This is a genomic window from Spirosoma foliorum, assembly GCF_014117325.1.
GTDB classification, from domain to species: domain Bacteria; phylum Bacteroidota; class Bacteroidia; order Cytophagales; family Spirosomataceae; genus Spirosoma; species Spirosoma foliorum.
In genome coordinates, this window is record NZ_CP059732.1 from 1,979,461 (window position 1) to 1,998,141 (window position 18,681).

General features: G+C 48.2%; 20 protein-coding genes. 15 read left to right on the forward strand and 5 right to left on the reverse strand.

Annotation, left to right across the window (positions count from 1 at the left end; genetic code table 11):
• Window positions 1-58 precede the first annotated feature (58 nt).
• The 9 genes from H3H32_RS07940 to H3H32_RS07970 all read left to right on the forward strand — a co-directional run bounded on the left by H3H32_RS07940 (window position 59) and on the right by H3H32_RS07970 (window position 7,333).
• A complete protein-coding gene (locus tag H3H32_RS07940) occupies window positions 59-1,189 on the forward strand; it encodes an FKBP-type peptidyl-prolyl cis-trans isomerase (protein WP_182462189.1) in 1,131 nt (376 codons plus the stop codon).
• Between the two features lie 496 nt (window positions 1,190-1,685).
• Window positions 1,686-1,862 carry a GDCCVxC domain-containing (seleno)protein gene (locus tag H3H32_RS37960; protein ID WP_374191870.1) on the forward strand — a complete coding sequence of 59 codons (177 nt, stop codon included), beginning with the start codon at window positions 1,686-1,688 and terminating at the stop codon, window positions 1,860-1,862.
• A 60-nt stretch (window positions 1,863-1,922) separates the two neighbouring features.
• Window positions 1,923-2,453: a peptidylprolyl isomerase gene (locus tag H3H32_RS07945; protein ID WP_309547140.1), complete on the forward strand. Its 531-nt coding sequence runs from the start codon at window positions 1,923-1,925 to the stop codon at window positions 2,451-2,453.
• Window positions 2,446-2,652 (forward strand): peptidylprolyl isomerase, encoded by a 207-nt coding sequence (locus H3H32_RS37985; RefSeq protein WP_309547141.1) that lies wholly within the window; start codon window positions 2,446-2,448, stop codon window positions 2,650-2,652. The genes H3H32_RS07945 and H3H32_RS37985 overlap by 8 nt, the downstream gene beginning before the upstream one ends.
• 13 nt (window positions 2,653-2,665) lie before the next feature.
• Window positions 2,666-2,860 (forward strand): DUF885 family protein, encoded by a 195-nt coding sequence (locus tag H3H32_RS07950; RefSeq protein ID WP_240543699.1) that lies wholly within the window; start codon window positions 2,666-2,668, stop codon window positions 2,858-2,860.
• A gap of 40 nt (window positions 2,861-2,900) precedes the next feature.
• Window positions 2,901-5,003, forward strand: coding sequence for a M13 family metallopeptidase (locus H3H32_RS07955; protein WP_182462190.1), 2,103 nt, complete (start codon window positions 2,901-2,903; stop codon window positions 5,001-5,003).
• Between the two features lie 77 nt (window positions 5,004-5,080).
• On the forward strand, window positions 5,081-5,407 hold the full coding sequence (locus H3H32_RS07960) for a hypothetical protein (protein WP_182462191.1): 327 nt from the start codon (window positions 5,081-5,083) through the stop codon (window positions 5,405-5,407).
• 164 nt (window positions 5,408-5,571) lie between these two features.
• A complete protein-coding gene (locus tag H3H32_RS07965) occupies window positions 5,572-6,210 on the forward strand; it encodes a DUF885 domain-containing protein (protein WP_182462192.1) in 639 nt (212 codons plus the stop codon).
• Window positions 6,185-7,333, forward strand: a complete 1,149-nt coding sequence (locus H3H32_RS07970) for a DUF885 family protein (RefSeq protein ID WP_374191871.1) — start codon at window positions 6,185-6,187, stop codon at window positions 7,331-7,333. Before H3H32_RS07965 ends, H3H32_RS07970 begins: the two co-directional genes overlap by 26 nt.
• 686 nt (window positions 7,334-8,019) lie before the next feature.
• On the opposite strand, the gene H3H32_RS07975 is transcribed toward H3H32_RS07970, so the two are convergent.
• Together H3H32_RS07975 and H3H32_RS07980 are read right to left on the reverse strand one after the other, a co-directional pair.
• Complete coding sequence (locus tag H3H32_RS07975) at window positions 8,020-8,988, reverse strand: IS3 family transposase (protein WP_374191872.1); 969 nt, start codon at window positions 8,986-8,988, stop codon at window positions 8,020-8,022.
• Window positions 8,943-9,320: a hypothetical protein gene (locus H3H32_RS07980; RefSeq protein ID WP_182462194.1), complete on the reverse strand. Its 378-nt coding sequence runs from the start codon at window positions 9,318-9,320 to the stop codon at window positions 8,943-8,945. The genes H3H32_RS07975 and H3H32_RS07980 overlap by 46 nt, the downstream gene beginning before the upstream one ends.
• A 1,406-nt stretch (window positions 9,321-10,726) precedes the next feature.
• Between H3H32_RS07980 and H3H32_RS07985 the strand changes: the two genes are divergently transcribed.
• Window positions 10,727-11,350 carry a hypothetical protein gene (locus H3H32_RS07985; RefSeq protein WP_182462195.1) on the forward strand — a complete coding sequence of 208 codons (624 nt, stop codon included), beginning with the start codon at window positions 10,727-10,729 and terminating at the stop codon, window positions 11,348-11,350.
• Between the two features lie 458 nt (window positions 11,351-11,808).
• On the forward strand, window positions 11,809-12,411 hold the full coding sequence (locus H3H32_RS07990) for a DUF421 domain-containing protein (RefSeq protein ID WP_240543700.1): 603 nt from the start codon (window positions 11,809-11,811) through the stop codon (window positions 12,409-12,411).
• Between the two features lie 507 nt (window positions 12,412-12,918).
• On the opposite strand, the gene H3H32_RS38150 is transcribed toward H3H32_RS07990, so the two are convergent.
• On the reverse strand, window positions 12,919-13,128 hold the full coding sequence (locus tag H3H32_RS38150; protein ID WP_182464273.1) for a hypothetical protein: 210 nt from the start codon (window positions 13,126-13,128) through the stop codon (window positions 12,919-12,921).
• Between the two features lie 192 nt (window positions 13,129-13,320).
• Window positions 13,321-14,535 (reverse strand): carcinine hydrolase/isopenicillin-N N-acyltransferase family protein, encoded by a 1,215-nt coding sequence (locus tag H3H32_RS08000; protein WP_182462197.1) that lies wholly within the window; start codon window positions 14,533-14,535, stop codon window positions 13,321-13,323.
• A gap of 275 nt (window positions 14,536-14,810) precedes the next feature.
• Between H3H32_RS08000 and H3H32_RS38155 the strand changes: the two genes are divergently transcribed.
• Both H3H32_RS38155 and H3H32_RS08010 read left to right on the forward strand, forming a co-directional pair.
• Entirely contained in the window at window positions 14,811-14,990 is a 180-nt protein-coding gene (locus tag H3H32_RS38155) for a hypothetical protein (RefSeq protein ID WP_374191873.1), read from the forward strand.
• Entirely contained in the window at window positions 14,945-15,271 is a 327-nt protein-coding gene (locus H3H32_RS08010; RefSeq protein WP_182462198.1) for a S41 family peptidase, read from the forward strand. The genes H3H32_RS38155 and H3H32_RS08010 overlap by 46 nt, the downstream gene beginning before the upstream one ends.
• A gap of 353 nt (window positions 15,272-15,624) precedes the next feature.
• On the opposite strand, the gene H3H32_RS08015 is transcribed toward H3H32_RS08010, so the two are convergent.
• A complete protein-coding gene (locus H3H32_RS08015; protein WP_182462199.1) occupies window positions 15,625-16,593 on the reverse strand; it encodes an HD domain-containing protein in 969 nt (322 codons plus the stop codon).
• A gap of 216 nt (window positions 16,594-16,809) precedes the next feature.
• On the opposite strand from H3H32_RS08015, the gene H3H32_RS08020 reads away from it, so the two are divergent.
• Together H3H32_RS08020 and H3H32_RS08025 are read left to right on the forward strand one after the other, a co-directional pair.
• Complete coding sequence (locus H3H32_RS08020; protein ID WP_182462200.1) at window positions 16,810-17,628, forward strand: SDR family NAD(P)-dependent oxidoreductase; 819 nt, start codon at window positions 16,810-16,812, stop codon at window positions 17,626-17,628.
• A 65-nt stretch (window positions 17,629-17,693) separates the two neighbouring features.
• On the forward strand, window positions 17,694-18,584 hold the full coding sequence (locus tag H3H32_RS08025; protein WP_182462201.1) for a helix-turn-helix domain-containing protein: 891 nt from the start codon (window positions 17,694-17,696) through the stop codon (window positions 18,582-18,584).
• The last annotated feature ends 97 nt before the right edge of the window (window positions 18,585-18,681 follow it).

Consider the following 18,681-nt stretch of genomic DNA (forward strand, 5'->3'; position numbering starts at 1 on the left):
TTACCCCCAATCAATAGCGTCGGCGCTCATTTCGTGCCCGACTTCCCCTCAACTCACTATGTACTCCCCATTCACCATGTTCATTTCCCGATTCATCAGGAAGGCCGGTTTAGGGCTGACCAATGTCGCCACAAACCCAGTGAGATCAGTCACACTCGCTATCCAATGTCTGTTCATTTGCCTGTCTACAGAACTGGTGGCCCAACCGCAAGCCAACCCGGTAGTGACCGAGTATCCCCAGGCAGACAGTGTTGAGATCAGTCATTTACTGGCAAACGTATCAGTTGGCGATTTTCAGAGCCGCAAACCTCTTGAAGTTGGTCTGCGATCCAGCTTGGGCACAATCTCCTTAAAGGGCAGAGGCCAACAGAAAAACGTCGCCTTTAGCTTTCCGGCTGGCGCACAGGTTGTTGCCAAAGGAATCGGTGTACAGGAATCAGGTCGGGGAGAATTATCCTGGAATTTTGCCTGGAAGCCCAATACCACCTATCAACTCATGCAGATCGTAGCCCTCTCTGATACGACTGACAAAAAAATGCTCTACTCGGGCTATCTGTTCCTGCCAGATGAGAACAAGTGGAAACTAATTGGTAGTTGCCTGATTAACGGACAACGAACTCCACTTAAAAACCTAGCCACCTTTGCTTCAGGTAACGCCGAAGCGGATTCAGCGGCCCGATTCACAGCCGTATGGCTCCGGCGAACCAATCGTAGTTGGAAAAATCTGTTGAGTACCGCTATGCCAGCACCCGTAATTACCTTCAAGGGTGCTTACGTTGATAGCGATGAGCAGTACAAGCGGGAAACGAAGCAGATAGAGAACGCCATTGCCGAGGGTAAATCAGAAAAGCTTACCTATAAAGACGGTATATATTACGCCATGATGCGGGAAGGCACGGGCAAACAGGTCAGTCTGACAGATTCTATTGTCGTGCTGGTTAATGGGTATCAGTTTCATACTAAGGCTGTGTTTTGGCAGCAACTCGACAAGCCAATCACGTTTCCATTGACCAGATTAATCAAGGGGTTCCAGATTGGCCTACCTTTTTGTCGAGTTGGGAGCAAAATCAAGCTGGTTATTCCGTCTTTGTATGCTTACAATATAGCGACGAATAGTCCTTTGTTTTACCCCAATAGTACCCTTGCTTTTGAGGTGGAATTGCTTGACGTAAAACCGGCCACCAACTAACTCAATTTACGACAAAAAATATGGTCGAGACAGTATGGATGTGCCTGGTACTGCTTACGGGTAGCTTTCAACATCCGGGCCTTCTACGATCAGGTGCTGAAAGACGGGTCGATGCCTCTGGCCATTTTTGAGACTAAGCTGGATAGCTGGATCAAGAGCCAGCAGGCAATCGTCAAAAAGAACTAACAGTCGTCATTCTATCCGGGTGAACGGCAGTCAATCTCGCAACTCGATTTCACCAATGTACCGCTTCCCTTTTCGATTCCTGACCGATAAGCTGAGTTTCCTGTATTGGCAGGTTTAAGCTTCTGTTCTGGCCCCAATCGGCTCACTCAGATTATCCATCTGCCAACCAGTCAAAGTACTGAAACAAACCTACGTAGCCAAAAGAAAAACTAACCAATAAACCTTCCAAACTCATTAACACGTTATCGACTACCACATCCATTGCCGATACATCTGTCTCGCAACCTGTTTCGGAAGATGAAACCCGTCTATCTGCCCGTTCTGCGACTACCAACAAACGGAAATGATGCCAGTCGATGCGTGTCAGTTTTTCTATGACTGTGCCGGATGCGGGTCATTAATACGATCCCTGTCGGGTAATTGCTGCGTGTTCTGTTCGTATGGGTCCATAAAATGGCCGCTCACACAGGAACAAAAATTATGTTGACGCTGACAAGCCGTCGGCGGGCTGGGTGTATTCTCTCAATCGTTTAACTACTGGTTATCCATGAATAAAACTTGTAAAATTTTAGTATTCAGTTTGTTACTACCAACGCTGGTAGTGGCTCAGAACCCGAAAAAGAAAGATTATCTGGTCACGCTGACTACCGATTTCGGCACGGTGCATCTGGTCTTTTTTCAGGATACGCCCCTGCACCGGGCCAACTATATCAAGCTCATCGACCGGCATTATTTCGACGGGCTGCTGTTTCATAGGGTCATCCCACAGTTTATGATTCAGTCCGGCGACCCTACCTCACGTACCGCCGTAGCGGGGCAAGCCCTGGGCGAGGCCGACAACGGGACGCTGATCCCGGCAGAGATTCGGCCCGAACGGTATCACTACCGGGGGGCCATCGGAGCCGCGCGCGCCAAACGGCCCGACAAAGCCTCGAGTGACAGCCAGTTTTACCTGGTTCAGGGCATTGTCTGGACCGATTCGTCGCTGAACGACCAGCTTGAACACGGGCTAAAATGGGGCGAGGGTCGGATACCGGGGGGGGCGGGCACCTACCCAAGCCCAGCGGCAAGTGTATAAAACCATCGGCGGAACTCCATATTTAGATGGAGCCTTTACGGTCTTCGGCGAACTCATCGACAATCTGGCCGTCATCGACAGCATTGCCAAACAAACCCGCAACCCCGCCGACCGCCCCCTGACCGACCGCCGATTGGCCATGTCGGGCCAGTGGATGAAGAAAAAGAAAATCACCAAACTGTACGGATACAGGTATTAGTCATTCCTCTTTGGTGGTTTCCTACAAGATTGGCGAGTTGAAAATTAGGACCATTCGCCAGAAGGCGGAGAAAGCCCTGGGTACTCGGTTCGACATCCGGGCCTTTCACGATCAGGTGCTGAAAGACGGGCCGATGCCCCTGGCCAATTTTGAGAACAAGCTGGATAGCTGGATCAAGAGTCAGCAGACCATCGCCAAAAAGAACTAATAGATAGAACAAAGCATACCAACTCAATTCCAATTCTCCAATGAGCAAACAACTTACATTTCTTTCGGCAGTGATGCTGATGGCTTGCCTGATGGCCGCTACGCCCCCAACCGGCAAGCCGGGTAAGCGGCTGCCCCGACTCACCGCAACTGATCGCAGCCCGACCCGACCTATTCCGAAACCGGCAGCTCCGAAAAAGCCCTTCATCGATCGGCAGAACATGAACCTCACCGTAAAACCCGGCGACGATTTTTACCAGTATGCCAACGGCGAATGGCTAAAGAAAAACCCCGTACCGGCGTCAAAAACCAGTTGGGGAAGTGGGAGCATCCTGTACGAGAAAAGCCTCGATGCTATGAAATCACTGCTCGAAGAGGCTGCCAAAAGCTCCGGCAAAGGACGATTACACCAGATGGTGGGCGATTTCTACGCCAGTGGCATGGATAGTATAGCGATTGAGCAGAAAGGATTTGATCCCATCAAGGCCGACCTTGCCCGTGTTGAGCAGGTGAAAACCAAAGCCGAACTGATGAACGAAATTGCGTATCAACGTTCCCAGGGAAGCACGATGTTTTTCTCGCTGTATGTGACGCAGGATAGCCGAATCGTCAGTAAGTATATAGTTCGGTTTGTGCAGGGAGGCACCACGCTGCCCGACCGTGATTATTACCTTAAAAACGATGCCCGCAGCCAGAAAATCCGGGATGCCTATCGGGATAACCTGGCCAAAATGTTTGGCCTGATTGGCGAAGAGTCCAGCCGAGCTGCCACCAACGCTGACGCAGTCCTGAAGCTGGAGCTAGCCCTGGCCAACGCACAAATGACCCGCGTAGACTCCCGTGACCCCATCAAAACGTACAACAAACTGACTGTGGCTGATTTCTCGAAGCAAACGCCCGGCATCAACTGGCGCGAATGGATGCCTAAACTGGGTATTCCTGAACAAGACACCGTGCTGGTGCAAAGCCTGCCGTTCTACCATGCTGTGGATAGTTTGCTGACAGCAACCCCGGTAGAGGCCCTCAAAGCGTATATGCAGTGGAACCTGCTTAAAAACGCAGCTCCATTCCTGAGCACTCCGTTTGTGAATCAGAATTTTGCGTTCAACAAGGTGCTGTCGGGTCAGAAACAACTGACACCTCTCTGGCAGCGCAGGAGCAACCTGATCGACGGATCGCTGGGGGAGCTATTGGGGCAACTTTATGTGCAAAAATACTTTAAGCCGGAAGCCAAGCAACGGATGCTGGTGCTGATTGATAATCTTGAGGCCTCGTTCAAAGACCACATCAACGCGGTCGATTGGATGACTGCCGACACCAAAAAACGGGCTCTGACCAAGTTAGCCTCGTTTAAGCGCAAGATTGGCTACCCCGATAAGTGGAAAAATTACGAGGGCGTAACCATCCGGCGCGACGATTTCTACGCCAATGTGCGAGCGACCAGTAAGTGGTGGTACACCGACAATATTAGCCGATTAGGCAAACCCGTTGATAAAACAGAATGGTTAATGACCCCGCAAACGGTAAACGCTTATTATATGCCCGTAAACAATGAAATCGCGTTTCCGGCGGCTATTTTGCAGTTTCCGTTCTTCGATGCGGAGGCCGACGACGCGATCAATTACGGGGGTATTGGCACGGTGATCGGTCACGAAATGACACACGGCTTCGACGACCAGGGCCGCCAATATGATGCTGATGGAACCCTGCGCGACTGGTGGACCAAAGAGGATGCCGCCAATTTTACCAAACGCGCCGATAAAGTAAAAGAGCAGTTCGCTGGCTTCAGGGTACTTGATTCACTCAAGGTAAACGGCCAACTAACGCTGGGCGAAAATCTGGCCGACCTCGGTGGGCTGGCCATTGCCTTCGACGCGTTTAAGAAAACCAACCAAGGCCAGGGTGAAACCAAAATCGACAGGTTCACGCCCGACCAGCGGTTCTTCCTGTCGTGGGCGCAGGTTTGGCGGGCTAACGTGCTGACCGAATCGCAGGCTCAACGGCTATTAACCGATCCGCACGCACCCGATCAGTTTCGCTGCAATGGACCACTTACCAACTTTGATGCTTGGTACAAAGCGTTCAATGTGCAACCGGCTGAGAAAATGTACAAGGCGCCTGGCCAGCGGATCAAGGTCTGGTAAGAGCAGAAAAATAGTCATCTATCCACACCATTTTAGCCCATCAATACCTATCCAAACCTCTTTTACCCCCTTCAATCATGAAAATTTCCTTCGCATCAGGTTTATTGGTTCGTTTTTTATTGGCTGCTTCGTTCAGCAGTCTTGTCGCCTGTTCACCCGTTTTACAGTCCATCCGCCTAAGTAAACTATCACGTCAACAACCAGCCGAAATCGTGGCCGATGTATCCCCTGAAGCCGGACCCGAACCGGTATCATTTATGGAGGAGAGCCAGCAACTCGGTGCTGAAGCAACCTACGGTTTTCCACCCCCAATGCCCTCGAGCTACCGATGGGTGTTCATTGTCAAGAATGGAGATCGGAATACGCCCGGCCTGGGGCATTGGGTTGTTAAGCCCAATCAATAGCGTCGATGTGCACTGCTCATTCGCTTAGGTCACCATCCGGGTGTTTTCCTGAACGAACGTATGGGTCAAATGAGCTTAATCCGATTGAGTTCGTAACCATATTCAATAGGGTAGGTAGGGTTGTAAATCCAGCCTGAGCCGCTCATTCATTTACTAAAAAAAACATGATCATTAACTATTTTACCTATCTATTTATATCCCTATCTGTAGTTGCATTTGGTTTTAAACCACCAAAACAGAAAACTACTGCAACCACGAATAAAGCATTTGCAGGTTTAGAAGATCGTCTTTTAGATGCTTACTGGAAACAACATCCTTCAGATGGCATATTTGTCGGCTATGGCAAATATTATGATAAATTAATCATACCCGGCAACGCGTCAGTTGCCAGCGACATTGTATTCGCTAAACGTTGGCTTGATTCCTTAAATAAAGTAAATGTTTCGAGACTTAGTAACAACAATAAGATAAGCCTGAATATTATTAAAAATCAATTACAAAGTGATATCTGGTACCTGTCTGTTTTCAGGCGGCAGGAATGGGATGCATCCTTGTACAATATCAGTGCTGAGTGCGACTACATTCTTAATCAGCCCTATGCCCCGCTAGAAAAAAGGCTTGCCATTCTTACTAATCATTTACAACATGTGGATGACTATTACAAAGCGGCTACTCATATGCTTCATAAGCCAACAAAAGAACATATTGAACTGACAATTAGGCAAAATCAGGGGGGGGCTCACTCTTTTTGGAGCTGCGTTAAGCGACTCCATAAGCATTTCCCATTTAGGAGCAGCGGATAAAGTTCGTTTACAGAAAAATGTAGAAAAAACAATTAAGGCAATCAATACATATGTAGTCGGTTTGAAAGCTATAGTTGCGGACAGAAACTACGTCTTTAGAAGTTTTAGAATTGGTAAAGATTTATATGCGACAAAATTTAAGTTTGACCTTACTACAAATTTTACGCCTGTAGAAATATATGAGAAGGCGTTGACAGACAAAAAAATGTATCAGCAAAAAATGACTATTCTCGCTAATGGTTTGTGGCAAAAATATTACGGCAGCCGGCCGAAGCCCGCTGAAGACAAGCAGTTAATGAAACTGGTATTGGATAAAGTAGAGGTACAACATGCGGCTCCCAGCGTTTTTTTTGACTCGCTTACGAATCAAGTTTACAAACTGAAAAAATTTATTCTTGAAAAAAAGTTATTCGATCTCGATACAGCAGCAACGCCAATAATAGTAAGACTCATGCCGGAATATGCTCGGGGTCGTGTTGCTGCCAGCGCGGAGTTTGTTCCCCCTTATCAAAAACAGGGGGCTACTTATTTCAACATTGATGATCTCACCAGGTATTCACCTGAAAAAGCAGATGGCTTGTTAAGAGAACTTAACAATTATGGTTCTCAGATATTGTCTATACACGAAGCCGTACCCGGACACTGTGTTCAGGGCATTTATAATAAGAAGAATTCACCGGATGTTGTCCGGTCAGTTTTTCAAAATGGCGCTATGATAGAAGGATGGGCTGTGTATGCAGAAGATATGATGCTGGAAAATGGATGGGGTGGCGGTGCGCCAGAACTGGAATTAGCCTTCTATAAATGGAAGCTTAAAGTACTTTCCAATGTTTTAATTGACTACGAAATTCAATGTCTAAATGCATCAAAGGAGTCCATTGTGAATTTTTTAACAAAAGAGTGCTTTCAGTCGAATGCACAGGCAGAAGAAAAATACCGCAGAGCAACCGTCTCCCAAGTACAGCTTTGTTCATATTATACCGGTGCTTCGGCCATTCATATACTTCGTGATGATTACAAAAGAAAATTGGGTAATCGATATAATTTAAAAGACTTTCATGAAATGTTTCTGAGTTTTGGCAGCTCACCCGTTAAATACATACGGGAGCGGATGATGCAGTAAACTTCAGATTTCTGTATTTGTGGTGTGGGATTCTAAGAATCCGATACCACTCAACTCCATTTTACAAGAAAATCCTGTACAGGCCAAACGCCACAATAAATGCGGTAGCTAGGGTAAGTAGAAACCAGGTTCAATATGATAGAAGCGATTTTTACCGGTCTAGCTTTAGGGTCTTTACTAGCCTATACACCATCGACGCGATTGGTACAGTCGCCGGTTGAATTGCCCAAGAATCAGCAGATTTTCTAGCAGGAGCTGCAAAACCTCTGCGGCAACGCGTATGAAGGAACGGTCGTGGCGTCACCGGCAAATGACACGACCTATACAAAAAATTAATTTTTAGTCACCTGATCTCCACTGGCCTTTGGGCAAACAGCTGCCCCCTCATCGGCCGGCTTTCAACCTATGTTGACGTCCTATTACGAAGATTATTTAAAACAGAATCCAGCAATTGCTTCTTACCTGGGCGATTACCACTACAGTGATCAACTCGAAAACTGTTTAAGTCAACTGTCTTGTACATAATTTATTTGGACGTTTAATTGAACGGTGGTCGGGTTGACCCGTCCTGGAAAGTGTTGACCGTTTGTCCGATCCTGAAAATAAGTTGTCAGTTATTGGGTCAGAAAATATTGGCTAATCTTAATCCTGATATAGGGTTGTCAAAGTAGATAAAACGGATGGACTTACCCCAATTGGCCTTGGTCCCGGACAACTTTTGACCGTTTATATACCTTCGGTTTCCAATGCTTTTTCAGCGGGTGCTCGCTCTGATGAGCCATCACTGGAGTCAGGTATCCACAGCTCATGTGGGGCCGCAGATGGTTGTAATTATAAATACTTTTATGAACCGCTTTCTCTGCCTCCTCAAAAGTAACGAACACTCGGTTCAGCCGGAAATCCGTCTTTAGAATTCCATTCACCCGTTCAGCGATAGCGTTTTCATAAGGGTCGCCTTGCTGCGTCATACTAATCAAAATGTTGGCCCCTTTCAACTTGCGGACGTAGTCAAAACTACAATATTGGCTGCCTCGATCAGAATGATGGATCAGTTCTTCTTCCCTTTCCAAATGGGTTGATAAGGCCATATCCAGGGCCTTTAGACTGCCTTCCGCCGTCAAGAATGGGTGAAGACAGTAACCCACAATCAGCTTTGAATAAGCGTCCGTTATTAACGATAGGTAGCCAAATCCCAACCCAATATACAAGTAAGTTATATCACTAACCCAAACCTGCCTGGGAGCTGTTATCACCCTATCAATAAGCAGATTAGGATATCGCTGTAAACGGTGATTGGAATTAGTTGTCTGGGGTACCTGTCGACCCTGACGGATAACCATAGCATGATTGTACAAGATCTTGCGCAGCTTGTCACGCCCTAATTTGATACCACTTTTAGCTAATGGCTCTGCCAGCAGAAGATGTAATTTCCGGGTGCCCAAGCCAGACACATCTCGTCTGAGCGCAGTCACTAAGTCCAGTACTAACATCGAATGGCTCACCGATCGCTGAGCGCGTTGTTTTCTAGCATGAAACGCTTGTCGGCTCACACCAAACAGTCGGCAAAGGCTTCCGACACTCACCTTTGCTATCTCGTTTTCACGAAGATTTAGGACCGTTTGGTGCCAGACTTTTTTCTGATCGGCACGTTTAATTCTTTTTCAGCGGTCTCAATCATGGTGTTGAGTGCCAGGATCAACAAGTTGGCTTGCTGTAGAGTCTGTTCCAACTCCTCATTTCGCTGTTTTAAGGCGGCCATGTCGCGCTTTTGTGCTTGCTTCATGGCGGGTAAAGTTAGCAGGCCCGTCTTCAACTTCTGGCGATAGAGTTGGACCCCGCTGCGCAGAGTATGGCCACTGTGAATACCTAAATCTTCCATCACCTGGCTTACTTCTTCCCCGCCAAAGAGGATACGAAAAACGGCGGTCTCTCGGAGTTGTTCGCTGTACTGAAAGCGACTCAGCAGGTCGCGAATGTGGTCTTGCATGGTTGTCGATTTTGGGTGAAAATCTGACAACCTATTTCAGTGTAAGACAGGTAGGAGGGAAGGGGCTAGAAACGGCACTTTTTGCGTTCAATAAATCCGTTCAGTTTAGTAGTCCGCAAGTTTGACACGTTCTGAGCTTTTTCTGGACGAATTAATGGTTAATACATCCAGTTTATGACGATTCTGAAGTAGTTCAACCATTTAAGAGTTAAGAGCGCCACGCATCATCTAAGTCATTGGCAGCTTCCCGCTCTACATCCCTCTCATAAGAGGCTTAAGGTAGTTGCAAAACGATAAAAGCTGTATTCCTCAAGTTGCTCAGCATGTGATCTATATTTTTCTGCCAATTGATGCTCTGCTTTTCCAGGTGTTGATGTATGCTGTGCTTTGGGAAAATTTCTTGACCCTCAGTGGCTAACCAGATCAGGCAGCGGCTAAGGGGCCGATCAGGGTCGAGCTTAGCCGAGCTCGGGGATGAATCGGCGGGTAAAATCGCACGGACGGTAGCGCTGAGTCCGTGTACCGATTACTGTTGACTTGAGCAATGGGGATACCTGGTTACCAACTGGCACAAAGCGAATTAGGCTTACTGCTGCTTGATCAGCGCTTTTTAGCTTCTCTGGTTTTGCGGAGAAGCCAAGCCCGGCAACTGCGAGTAAAGGCCCGCCAACCTACCCTGGTTAGGAAGCTTTACTCTAGGGTAGTCCTGCGAAATGGGAGGGGGTCGCCCGAGCGGATAATTCACGGTCGGCCCTCGTCGTCATTTACTGAAAGCGGAGTAAATAGCTATCGCACGAATAGGGCCTTTAAAGAGGTATCTAGCACATGAAGGCTTATAGTTGTATTTTTTGTCAACTGTGGCCGGCATTGATTAATGCCTGGTAAGCCAGCTGTACGGTCCATGAACAAGGACCGGCCCGTACGCCCAGAAAAATAGACTTCCCCGTAAAGTGTTGCTAGTTAGATACCTGACAGTATCGATCCCACCTGAATAGGCCTACAAAACGCTTTTTTCAATTACAGTAACCGGGCTTAGTCGTTAGAATCCTAAGCCGAAATAGTGAATGGCTACCTCCCTTTTTAAGCCGCCCTGTAAGATGGCCAACAGGGCAGACTACCCCCCATTGCCAGACGGATTCATCTGCGAACAGCTAGCAATATACATTTCCCCAAACTTATACCTGCTAGTTCAATGCGCATCATGGCGCAGTCGGCGCTTGTTTAACACACGCAACGGATAGAGCTGATATTAAAGAAGGTTAATGTTGCCCAACTTTCAAAAATTGGTAATATTGTCAACTGGTACGAAGCCGTCAGGCTGGCAATGGCAGAACAGGCAACGGCAGCAAAAAATAGCGGATGTCAGTTTGTTGGTGACAGGCCATAACGGACACCCAAATTTCGCAATGAAACTATCCCTGTTTGTTTTACTTAGTGCCATCAGCCTGTGTACGGCTTATGCACAGTCAACGGCAGACTCGGCCGTCAACCGGACTAATAGTCTGAGAATTAACCCACTGAGTCTTATTGTCGCCGACGTATCTGTGTTTTATGAACGGATGCTGACCAAACGTGCATCGCTGGTGGGTGGGGTGGGCTTCGGTTCGGAAACGTATGAATATCACAACGCCAACACCCCCTCGCCGAGATTATTTCACTATAAGCGGGTTACATTGGAATACCGGCACTATTTCCCTCGGCGTCCTTTTTCCCACACTGGCTTTTACGCCGGGGTATACGGTCGCTATTCCGGGCTCACGCTCGACGACTATCAGTTCGACAATCAGGGTACTATTATTCGAGACCCGAGCGGTAAGTTAGTCAGGTCTATCCAGCAGCTTTACGTCTGGATGCCCGGCGCTATGGCTGGCGTACAGACAAGCACACCGCGAGTGGTGGTGGATTTGTTTCTGGGATTTCACTATCAACTACCGACCAGCAGCCCCCCTCTCAAGGCAGTCCTGCCCGAACAGATGAGCCGGAAAGGGTTTACTCCCCGGTTTGGGCTGACCTTGGGCTATCGGTTTTGATGATGAGATCGTGTAAGGTCTGAGACTCAGCCCACGTATAAGATTTTTTACTCACCAGTATGGAAATGGGCTAACTGGGTTGACTCAACCGATACAAGAGACCATTGGATGCGATAAAAAAAGGACACAAATCACAGTCCGCGGCTGCGGTCACGACTTGACGAGTCGCATTTAAAACAAATACCCCATTTTAGGATGCTTATACATAACCAATATTCGCGCGTCTCCCTTTGGGGAGGATTTTAGAAGACGGTTATTTTTTGCTTTCTGTCAAACTAAGCTAGTCGCCTATGGGGTTAACAGGTTTAAACAGTAGCGGACACCGCTAGCGTTCTTCTTGTAATAGATTCGCTACCTTATGCACTTTATGGACCCTTATGATGATTGATTTCAAAACCGTGTTCTTGGCTGATTTAGACTGGAGTTTAGCCCTACAGATTGTTCTGCGAACCTTAATCATGTTTTCAGTCATTCTAACTTTCTTACGGCTCTCAGGCAAAAAAGGGGTTAGTCAGTTATCAATCTTTGAGGTCGCTATTATTATTGGGCTGGGTTCAGCTGCAGGTGATCCGATGGCCAATCCGGATAATGCTATTGTGCCCGCCCTGATAGTCTTTGCCACTATTCTACTGTTTTATCGGTGTATCACCTGGATGGCCTCCCGAAACGAAAAGTTTGAAACCTTGTTGGAAGGCGATCCGGTCTATGTCATCGAGGAAGGTGTCTTTGTCTTGGGTTCGGGGGAGCCTACATTTGCCAAGGACGAGTTTTTTGCTGAGATGCGGCAACAGAACATTGAGCACCTGGGGCAGGTAAAAACCGCTATTTTGGAGACGAACGGGAATCTGAGTTTTTTTTACTACGCCGATGAAGACGTCCAGCCGGGTTTACCGGTACTGCCCAAACTTTACCACAAAAAAAGCAACTCATTAAGTCAAAGGGGCCAATATGCCTGTACGACTTGCGGCCAGATCGAGCAGATAACAGGAAGTCATCATACGTGTCCGCGCTGTCAGCAAACGGAATGGGTCCAAGCCGTTCAGACCCAGCGCAGAACTTAGGGTTCTTGCGTTACGGGAGAAACTATGACCTTCTCTCCTTATGCCAGGAATAGCATGGGAAAGAAATTAACATGATCGTCCAAACAACGCTCGTTTCTGAGACGATTTCATTTTTGCATTGCACCCCAAACGAGCGTTTAAGGAGATGCACCGCTAACAAATAACCCCGTTTTGAGTTATTTTTTTAACTAATCAATGGAAACGGATGAAGAACCTGTCGATAACCTTTCTCCTGGCGGGAGCTGTAATGGGTCTGCTTTTAGTTTTTACGATAAACCAGGCCCGTACCAACCTGAACCGATCGCTGAAGGCTAAGTAGTTGAGCGGGACGGGGAGAGCGCCACTGCGATGCCGAGTAGGCAATCCCTCACTTGGCTAATGAGAAGCAGAACGTACTGTAAATAGGAGCCTTTATTGAGATTATCAATTATCTGTCCGAATATACTTTGTTATTGAACCAGTTGCGCCGGGCAACTTTACTATAATTCAGGATCATAGTGACCAAGTTTACTTGTTATTTTTCTGGGCAGAATCCACGACCTTAACGACGCTGCCCCGACCGGTATTCACCGAGTTTACATCTTTGGCATTGACCCGAACACTACCGTTTGCGCGGAAAATTACGTCTGCTTTCTGGGTAATCAGTTTCTCAGCGTGAACCGTTCCATTGGCTAAGTTGGATAAATTTATAGTCTTAACGCTGCCTTGTAACGTTATCGTAGCATTGCCCTGACCTTAATCTGTTGAAAAGGCTGTAGGTTTTCCGGAAAGCAACTTATATACTATCTTGCTCCTCAGGTGTATGTCTGATGATAATCGGGTTGATTCGATACCCATAGCCTGATAGATCAACTTCGATCCTATTCGTTGAACTGGGCTAGCATTACTCGTCCTCGCTTAGACGTTGGACTATCGGGGGGGGGCTATGGCCAACGACTTCTCGTAATATTGCCGGGCCAACGCTACTTTGTTTTGAACCAGGTTGGTATAGGCAAACAGCTCGTAGGTAACCGCTTCGAGACCTTTTGGACAACCTTGCTCAACGACCGAACTAAATAAGCGGGAAGCGGCCTGGATATTGGCATCCGTTGCATGCCAAATCGCGTAGCTCTGAGGGAATTGGTACAGGTATAGCCACCAGTTTCCTGTCGAATATTGACCGTAAGACCGTCGGAGAAAAACCATACCCGCATCCATCAGCATCGTGTTTACGCTGTCTTTAATGGCTGGGTTAGCTGTCAACCCCTGGTAGTAGGTGAGCGTCTGATCCAGTCCTTGTTTAGCGACTTCGCTCAACAACATTTCCCGTCCGTATTCAGGATGTCGTTTAGCCCATGATTGATAAGCAAAGGAAGGGGAAAAATGGTCCGCTAGGTTCTCTACCCGGTAGCCTTTTTGCAATTCTCTCTTGATGTCAATCTGGTAAGCCTGTTCGTAATTATGATACAGGTACACAGAGACAATGCCCCGTTTTAAATCACAAATCATTGAGTACTGGGTTGGGTCGCCCCCTTCCTGATGAGTGAGGCTCAATAGCTGGCGAAAAAATGGCATGGAAAGCGACTTCGCGTGGTTGAGCATTTGGTCGGCTATGTCATAGCGACCGCAGCTATACTGTTTGGTGGCCAACTGACAAACATTAAAGTTGGTGCTAATTTGATAGTGACCCGTTCTTTTTACTTTTGAGCCTGCATTAATGATCACGGAGTTCCCTTCTGCGTCAGCCAGTAAGGCTTGAGAAGAGAAAGGATAGTCATGGGTCTGGAGGAACTCAAGTGCTTCTGATACATTACGGCACTGACCCAGAATATCCAGAAACAGACTACCATAATACGGTTTTTTTAAAGAATACTGAGCTGGGTTGAGGCCGATGGCCGTAAAGTCAAAAAATAAACCGTACTCATTGATCGCTGCCTGCGACTGTAAATCTGGGAATCCAAAGCAAATCGTGCCATATCGCCCTTTAGCCGGAGGATTGAACCACACTTTAGAAAACGGATTGTCATAATCCTCGTTGGCGGCCGCAAATACCTCGCCTTTCATGGCTGCCGACACAATTGTGCAGGCATACCCCGTTTTGATAAGTAGCAAAAAGCCAATGGCCAACCATCCTGTCTTTTTCATAGTTAAGTTGCCTACTGTTATAGAAATCTGGTTCCCGGGTTTGTTAGTGAGCGGGAAACTCAGCTTTTAGGTAAAGGTTACAGCCAGGGAATGAAAAACTTTGACCCAATATGAATAACTATCCAGCAATTCAGTTGGCCTTAATCCTACTGGGGAATCATCACAGCGTTTACACATCCGCTCAGGGCAGTTCAATATGGGGGGAGTTCCTCCCTCAATTGCAGTGACTCGTCCCCAGGCCCGTTGTCACTTCATCAGCCATTGGTTATATAAAGATCCCCGATTTTTCAGGAACCGGCTCTGCCGAGACGTCGTTTACTCAAGCGATTCAGGATCAAATTAAAGCCGACGACTCGGACTCAATTGGGGGGTGGCTGGTTGATTTGCGGGGAAATACGGGGGGCAATATGTGGTCCATGCTGGCGGGCATTGGTCCCATCTGGGTGAAGGGATAGTGGGGTATTTTATCGATCCTGACGGCAAACTGAGCAGCTGGTCCTGCCAGCAGGGCGCTTCGCTGATTAATCAAATAACGATCGTTAACGTACCTCGCCCATACCGACTTCGTCAAGTGAATCCCAAAGTGGCCGTGCTTACCAACCGTTCAACGGCTAGTTCAGGAAATGCCATTTCCATCGCCTTCAAGGGCCGTAGCCAAACGCGCAGTTTTGGTAGTGCAACCTGTGGGCTTTCGACCGCTAATATTGGGATTACGCTCAGGGATGGGCCCAGTTAACGCTAACACAATCTACGATGGCTGACCGTAGTCAAAAGCCTTATGGTCAGTCGGTTGAATCAGATGAATCATCCTATTCTGCCGAAGCGGATGCTGTCGCTTGGCTGCTTCACTAACTTAAAGTTATCCTTAAGTTCAAAAAGTGGGTTTGTAAGACTAGTTACAGCTAGTTGAGCTCGCGTAAGTTGTTTAGCGTATGCTACGGATTGAGTTGGACAAGTATTAAATACTAGACGGCCACTGAATAGTAATTCTGATTAATCGCTGGTTTTTGAAACGAGATGTACTTGTCCGGGCAAGGGGAAGTTAAACGGTTTTCTTGCCTATAAACTGGTTATAGGATCGACGAGAGATCAAGACGCTATGGTTAGCGATAGAACGCCTTGCCTTCGCTTTCGGTAAGCGGCTAAATCTTGAGCAAAGTCAGCATCCAGATCGGATAGCCGAATGTCTTTCCCCTTGACCCATACCGTCGGGTTTATCGTACGGATTTTGGGCCTTAATTCGCGCCAGGGATGGGTTTTCGATTCGATAAAATAAATGGGGCTCCTGAGTTGAGCCAGTTGAGCCTGCAACAACTGATCCGGGCAACTCGCCAGCTTGTCCCAGAACGCCTGATCGGTCAGCCATACATCCGATTCATTAATGGCCGATACCCGTAAGCCGGTTTGAATCAGTTCAGCCATCAACTCATACAAACCAATGGCCTGAACATTCGACCAACTTAGTTCATCGGTTTTCATATACGTATAGGCCAGCCATTGAGCGGTGTTGAGCGCATCCACACCGATCTGATGATCAGCTATGATCAAATGAGCCATTGCCTGAGCCACGTCCTCGGTGGTCAGCAAACCCAGGGCCATCCCATCGCGAAAAAAGTAGTCCAGCCGGTCAGCACACAGTGCCGGGGCAGGTTGCTCCAGAATGGGGTAAGCGGCCTCGTCCAGGAAATCCTGCCAGGTATAGTCATACCTGGCTAAGATGGGTGGAATGTCGGATTGCGCCAGGTAAGCCGCTTTCATCCGTTCGTGGTAAGGCTGGCCTGGAAACACATGATCGATGACGTGGGAAAAAGCTGTATGACTGACGTCATGCAGTAAAGCCGCAATTTGCTCGGGTAGGCTAGCGCCAAGCCGACGCGTCAACAGCATGACCCCCACCGAGTGCTGAAAGCGGGTGATTGGTTGGGTCAGGCCCAGAAAGCCCGTAATGCCGTGTTGCAAAATATGGTGAAGGCGTTGAACCGCGCTGGAGTTGATCAAATCGAGTAGGACGGGCTCGTCAATTAAAACCGGTCCATAAACCGCATCGAGGTAGTGCATGGTAAAATGTAATCAGCAATTCGTTCAGCAACAAAACTAGGCACGTCAGGCCTTACCTGGCCAATGGATACAGACGGTTTGATGGACTAACTGAGCGGACGGTACCGCTCGTTCACAACGGTACGTTAAAATGTGTCAGCTTTCCCCACTTTTGTTTTAGTCAGCATCCCCGCCCCGGCCCCAACTTTGCGTCATCAACTAACGCAACGAAATCTCATGAGTAAAACGATTTTGATTACTGGGGCCTCCAGGGGGTTTGGCCATTTGTGGACCAAAGCTTTTCTGCAACAAGGCTATCAGGTGGCGGCTACCGCCCGAAATCTCACTAGCCTGGATGAATTGAAAGCCGAGTTTGGGGCCCAGCTGTTACCCCTTCAACTGGATGTGACCGACCGGCAGGCGGCTATCCGGACCGTACAGCAAGCCCACCAGCAGTTTGGCCGTATTGATGTGCTGATCAACAACGCAGGCTATGGCCTCTTTGGCAGCGTGGAAGAAACCAGTGAGCAACAGGCGCGCCAGCTGATGGACACCAATTTTTTTGGCCTACTCTGGCTGACCCAGGCCGTCCTGCCGATCATGCGCGAGCAAGGCGCGGGCCACATTATCCAGGTATCGAGCGTGCTGGGCCTGATTACCTGGCCGAATGTGGGCCTCTATAATGCCTCCAAGTTTGCTGTAGAAGGCTTAAGTGAAACGCTGGCCTCGGAAGTCAACATCTTCGGTGTTCATGTCAGCCTGGTGGAGCCCGCTCCTTATGCCACCGACTATGCAGGCTCCTCAGCTGTAATTACCCAACCGATACCCGCTTATGATGCTTTGAAAGCGAGTTTGCAGGCCCAATATGCCGACCTCTCGATGGGCCAGCCCGAAGCCACCACCGCTGCGATCCTCCAATTGATCGAAAGCCAACAGCCACCGCTGCGACTGCTGATGGGCGAACTGGCCTATCCCCTGGTGAAACAAGGCTATAACAATCGGTTTGCCGAGTGGGACGCCTGGGACGATGTTGCCCGGGCGGCTCATCGACTTTAACCTATTAAACGGAACGGGATAAATCTCCACCGCGTTTGGTTGTAGATTTATCCGTTCAACGACTTATGCGCCATTTCAACACCCTTGGTACGATGCGCCATGAACTGGGCCTTCCCCCGGCCGAACATCCCCTACTTTCCCTGGAACGGGGCTTGACAAGCTGTCCGCTGGATGGAGAGGCCTTCAGCACCGATTGTTACGGGATCATGTTCAAAAAACTCAAGTCCGGTGTCATGCTGTATGGGCGCACGGCCTATGACCATACGAACGGTTCGCTATCGTTTGTGAAACCCCGGCAACGGATCGAGTTTCGGAATCTGGACGTGGAAGAAGACAGCTTTCTTTTGTTTATGCATGAGGATTACCTGAACGGTCATCCGCTGCATGAGCAGATCCGACACTACTCGTACTTCGATTACGAAGTGAGCGAAGCGCTGCATCTCTCCCCTCGGGAAGAACAGATCATCTGGGAACTGTATACAAAGATCGAAACCGAGTATTACAGTAATCCCGACGAGTATAGTCGCCACATCATCTTATCCCACCTCGACTCGCTGTTAACCTATTCCCAGCGCTTTTACAAGCGCCAGTTTATCAATCGCGCTGAGCTGTCGAGCAAAACCGTGTCTAAGTTTAATCAAGCGTTGTGGGGCTATTTCAGGGATGGCGTACTACAAACAAACGGATTACCTACAGTAAGCCAGTTGGCCAGTCAGCTTCATGTATCTCCCCGCTACCTGAGCGATATGCTTAAGCAGGAGACGGGAAAAACGGCCATCGAGCTGATTCACATTGGCCTGGTTAACGAAGCGAAAAACCGGCTTAAGCAGAACGAATTGAGTATCTCGGAAATCGCCTATACGCTAGGGTTTGACAGCCCGTCTTATTTTTCAAGGGTCTTTAAAAAAGAAGTTGGCCTCACCCCGCTCGGGTTTAAAAAGGGACTGGTCCAATAGGCAGGCTGGGAAGTGATCATCGGAACAAAAATCGTTCCGTCCCCAATAGAAAGTAATCGATAAAAGACGATCCAGAACAGGCGGGGAAAGCCTACTA

Excerpts from the sequence above, each read along its gene's own strand:
- H3H32_RS07940 (WP_182462189.1), top strand. The coding sequence starts at position 59 with ATGTACTCCCCATTCACCATGTTCATTTCCCGATTCATCAGGAAGGCC.
- H3H32_RS07960 (WP_182462191.1), top strand. The coding sequence starts at position 5,081 with ATGAAAATTTCCTTCGCATCAGGTTTATTGGTTCGTTTTTTATTGGCT.
- H3H32_RS07980 (WP_182462194.1), bottom strand. The coding sequence starts at position 9,320 with ATGCAAGACCACATTCGCGACCTGCTGAGTCGCTTTCAGTACAGCGAA.
- H3H32_RS07945 (WP_309547140.1), top strand. The coding sequence starts at position 1,923 with ATGAATAAAACTTGTAAAATTTTAGTATTCAGTTTGTTACTACCAACG.
- H3H32_RS08025 (WP_182462201.1), top strand. The coding sequence starts at position 17,694 with ATGCGCCATTTCAACACCCTTGGTACGATGCGCCATGAACTGGGCCTT.
- H3H32_RS08000 (WP_182462197.1), bottom strand. The coding sequence starts at position 14,535 with ATGAAAAAGACAGGATGGTTGGCCATTGGCTTTTTGCTACTTATCAAA.
- H3H32_RS07965 (WP_182462192.1), top strand. The coding sequence starts at position 5,572 with ATGATCATTAACTATTTTACCTATCTATTTATATCCCTATCTGTAGTT.
- H3H32_RS08015 (WP_182462199.1), bottom strand. The coding sequence starts at position 16,593 with ATGCACTACCTCGATGCGGTTTATGGACCGGTTTTAATTGACGAGCCC.
- H3H32_RS07990 (WP_240543700.1), top strand. The coding sequence starts at position 11,809 with ATGTTTTCAGTCATTCTAACTTTCTTACGGCTCTCAGGCAAAAAAGGG.
- H3H32_RS07985 (WP_182462195.1), top strand. The coding sequence starts at position 10,727 with ATGAAACTATCCCTGTTTGTTTTACTTAGTGCCATCAGCCTGTGTACG.
- H3H32_RS07955 (WP_182462190.1), top strand. The coding sequence starts at position 2,901 with ATGAGCAAACAACTTACATTTCTTTCGGCAGTGATGCTGATGGCTTGC.
- H3H32_RS08020 (WP_182462200.1), top strand. The coding sequence starts at position 16,810 with ATGAGTAAAACGATTTTGATTACTGGGGCCTCCAGGGGGTTTGGCCAT.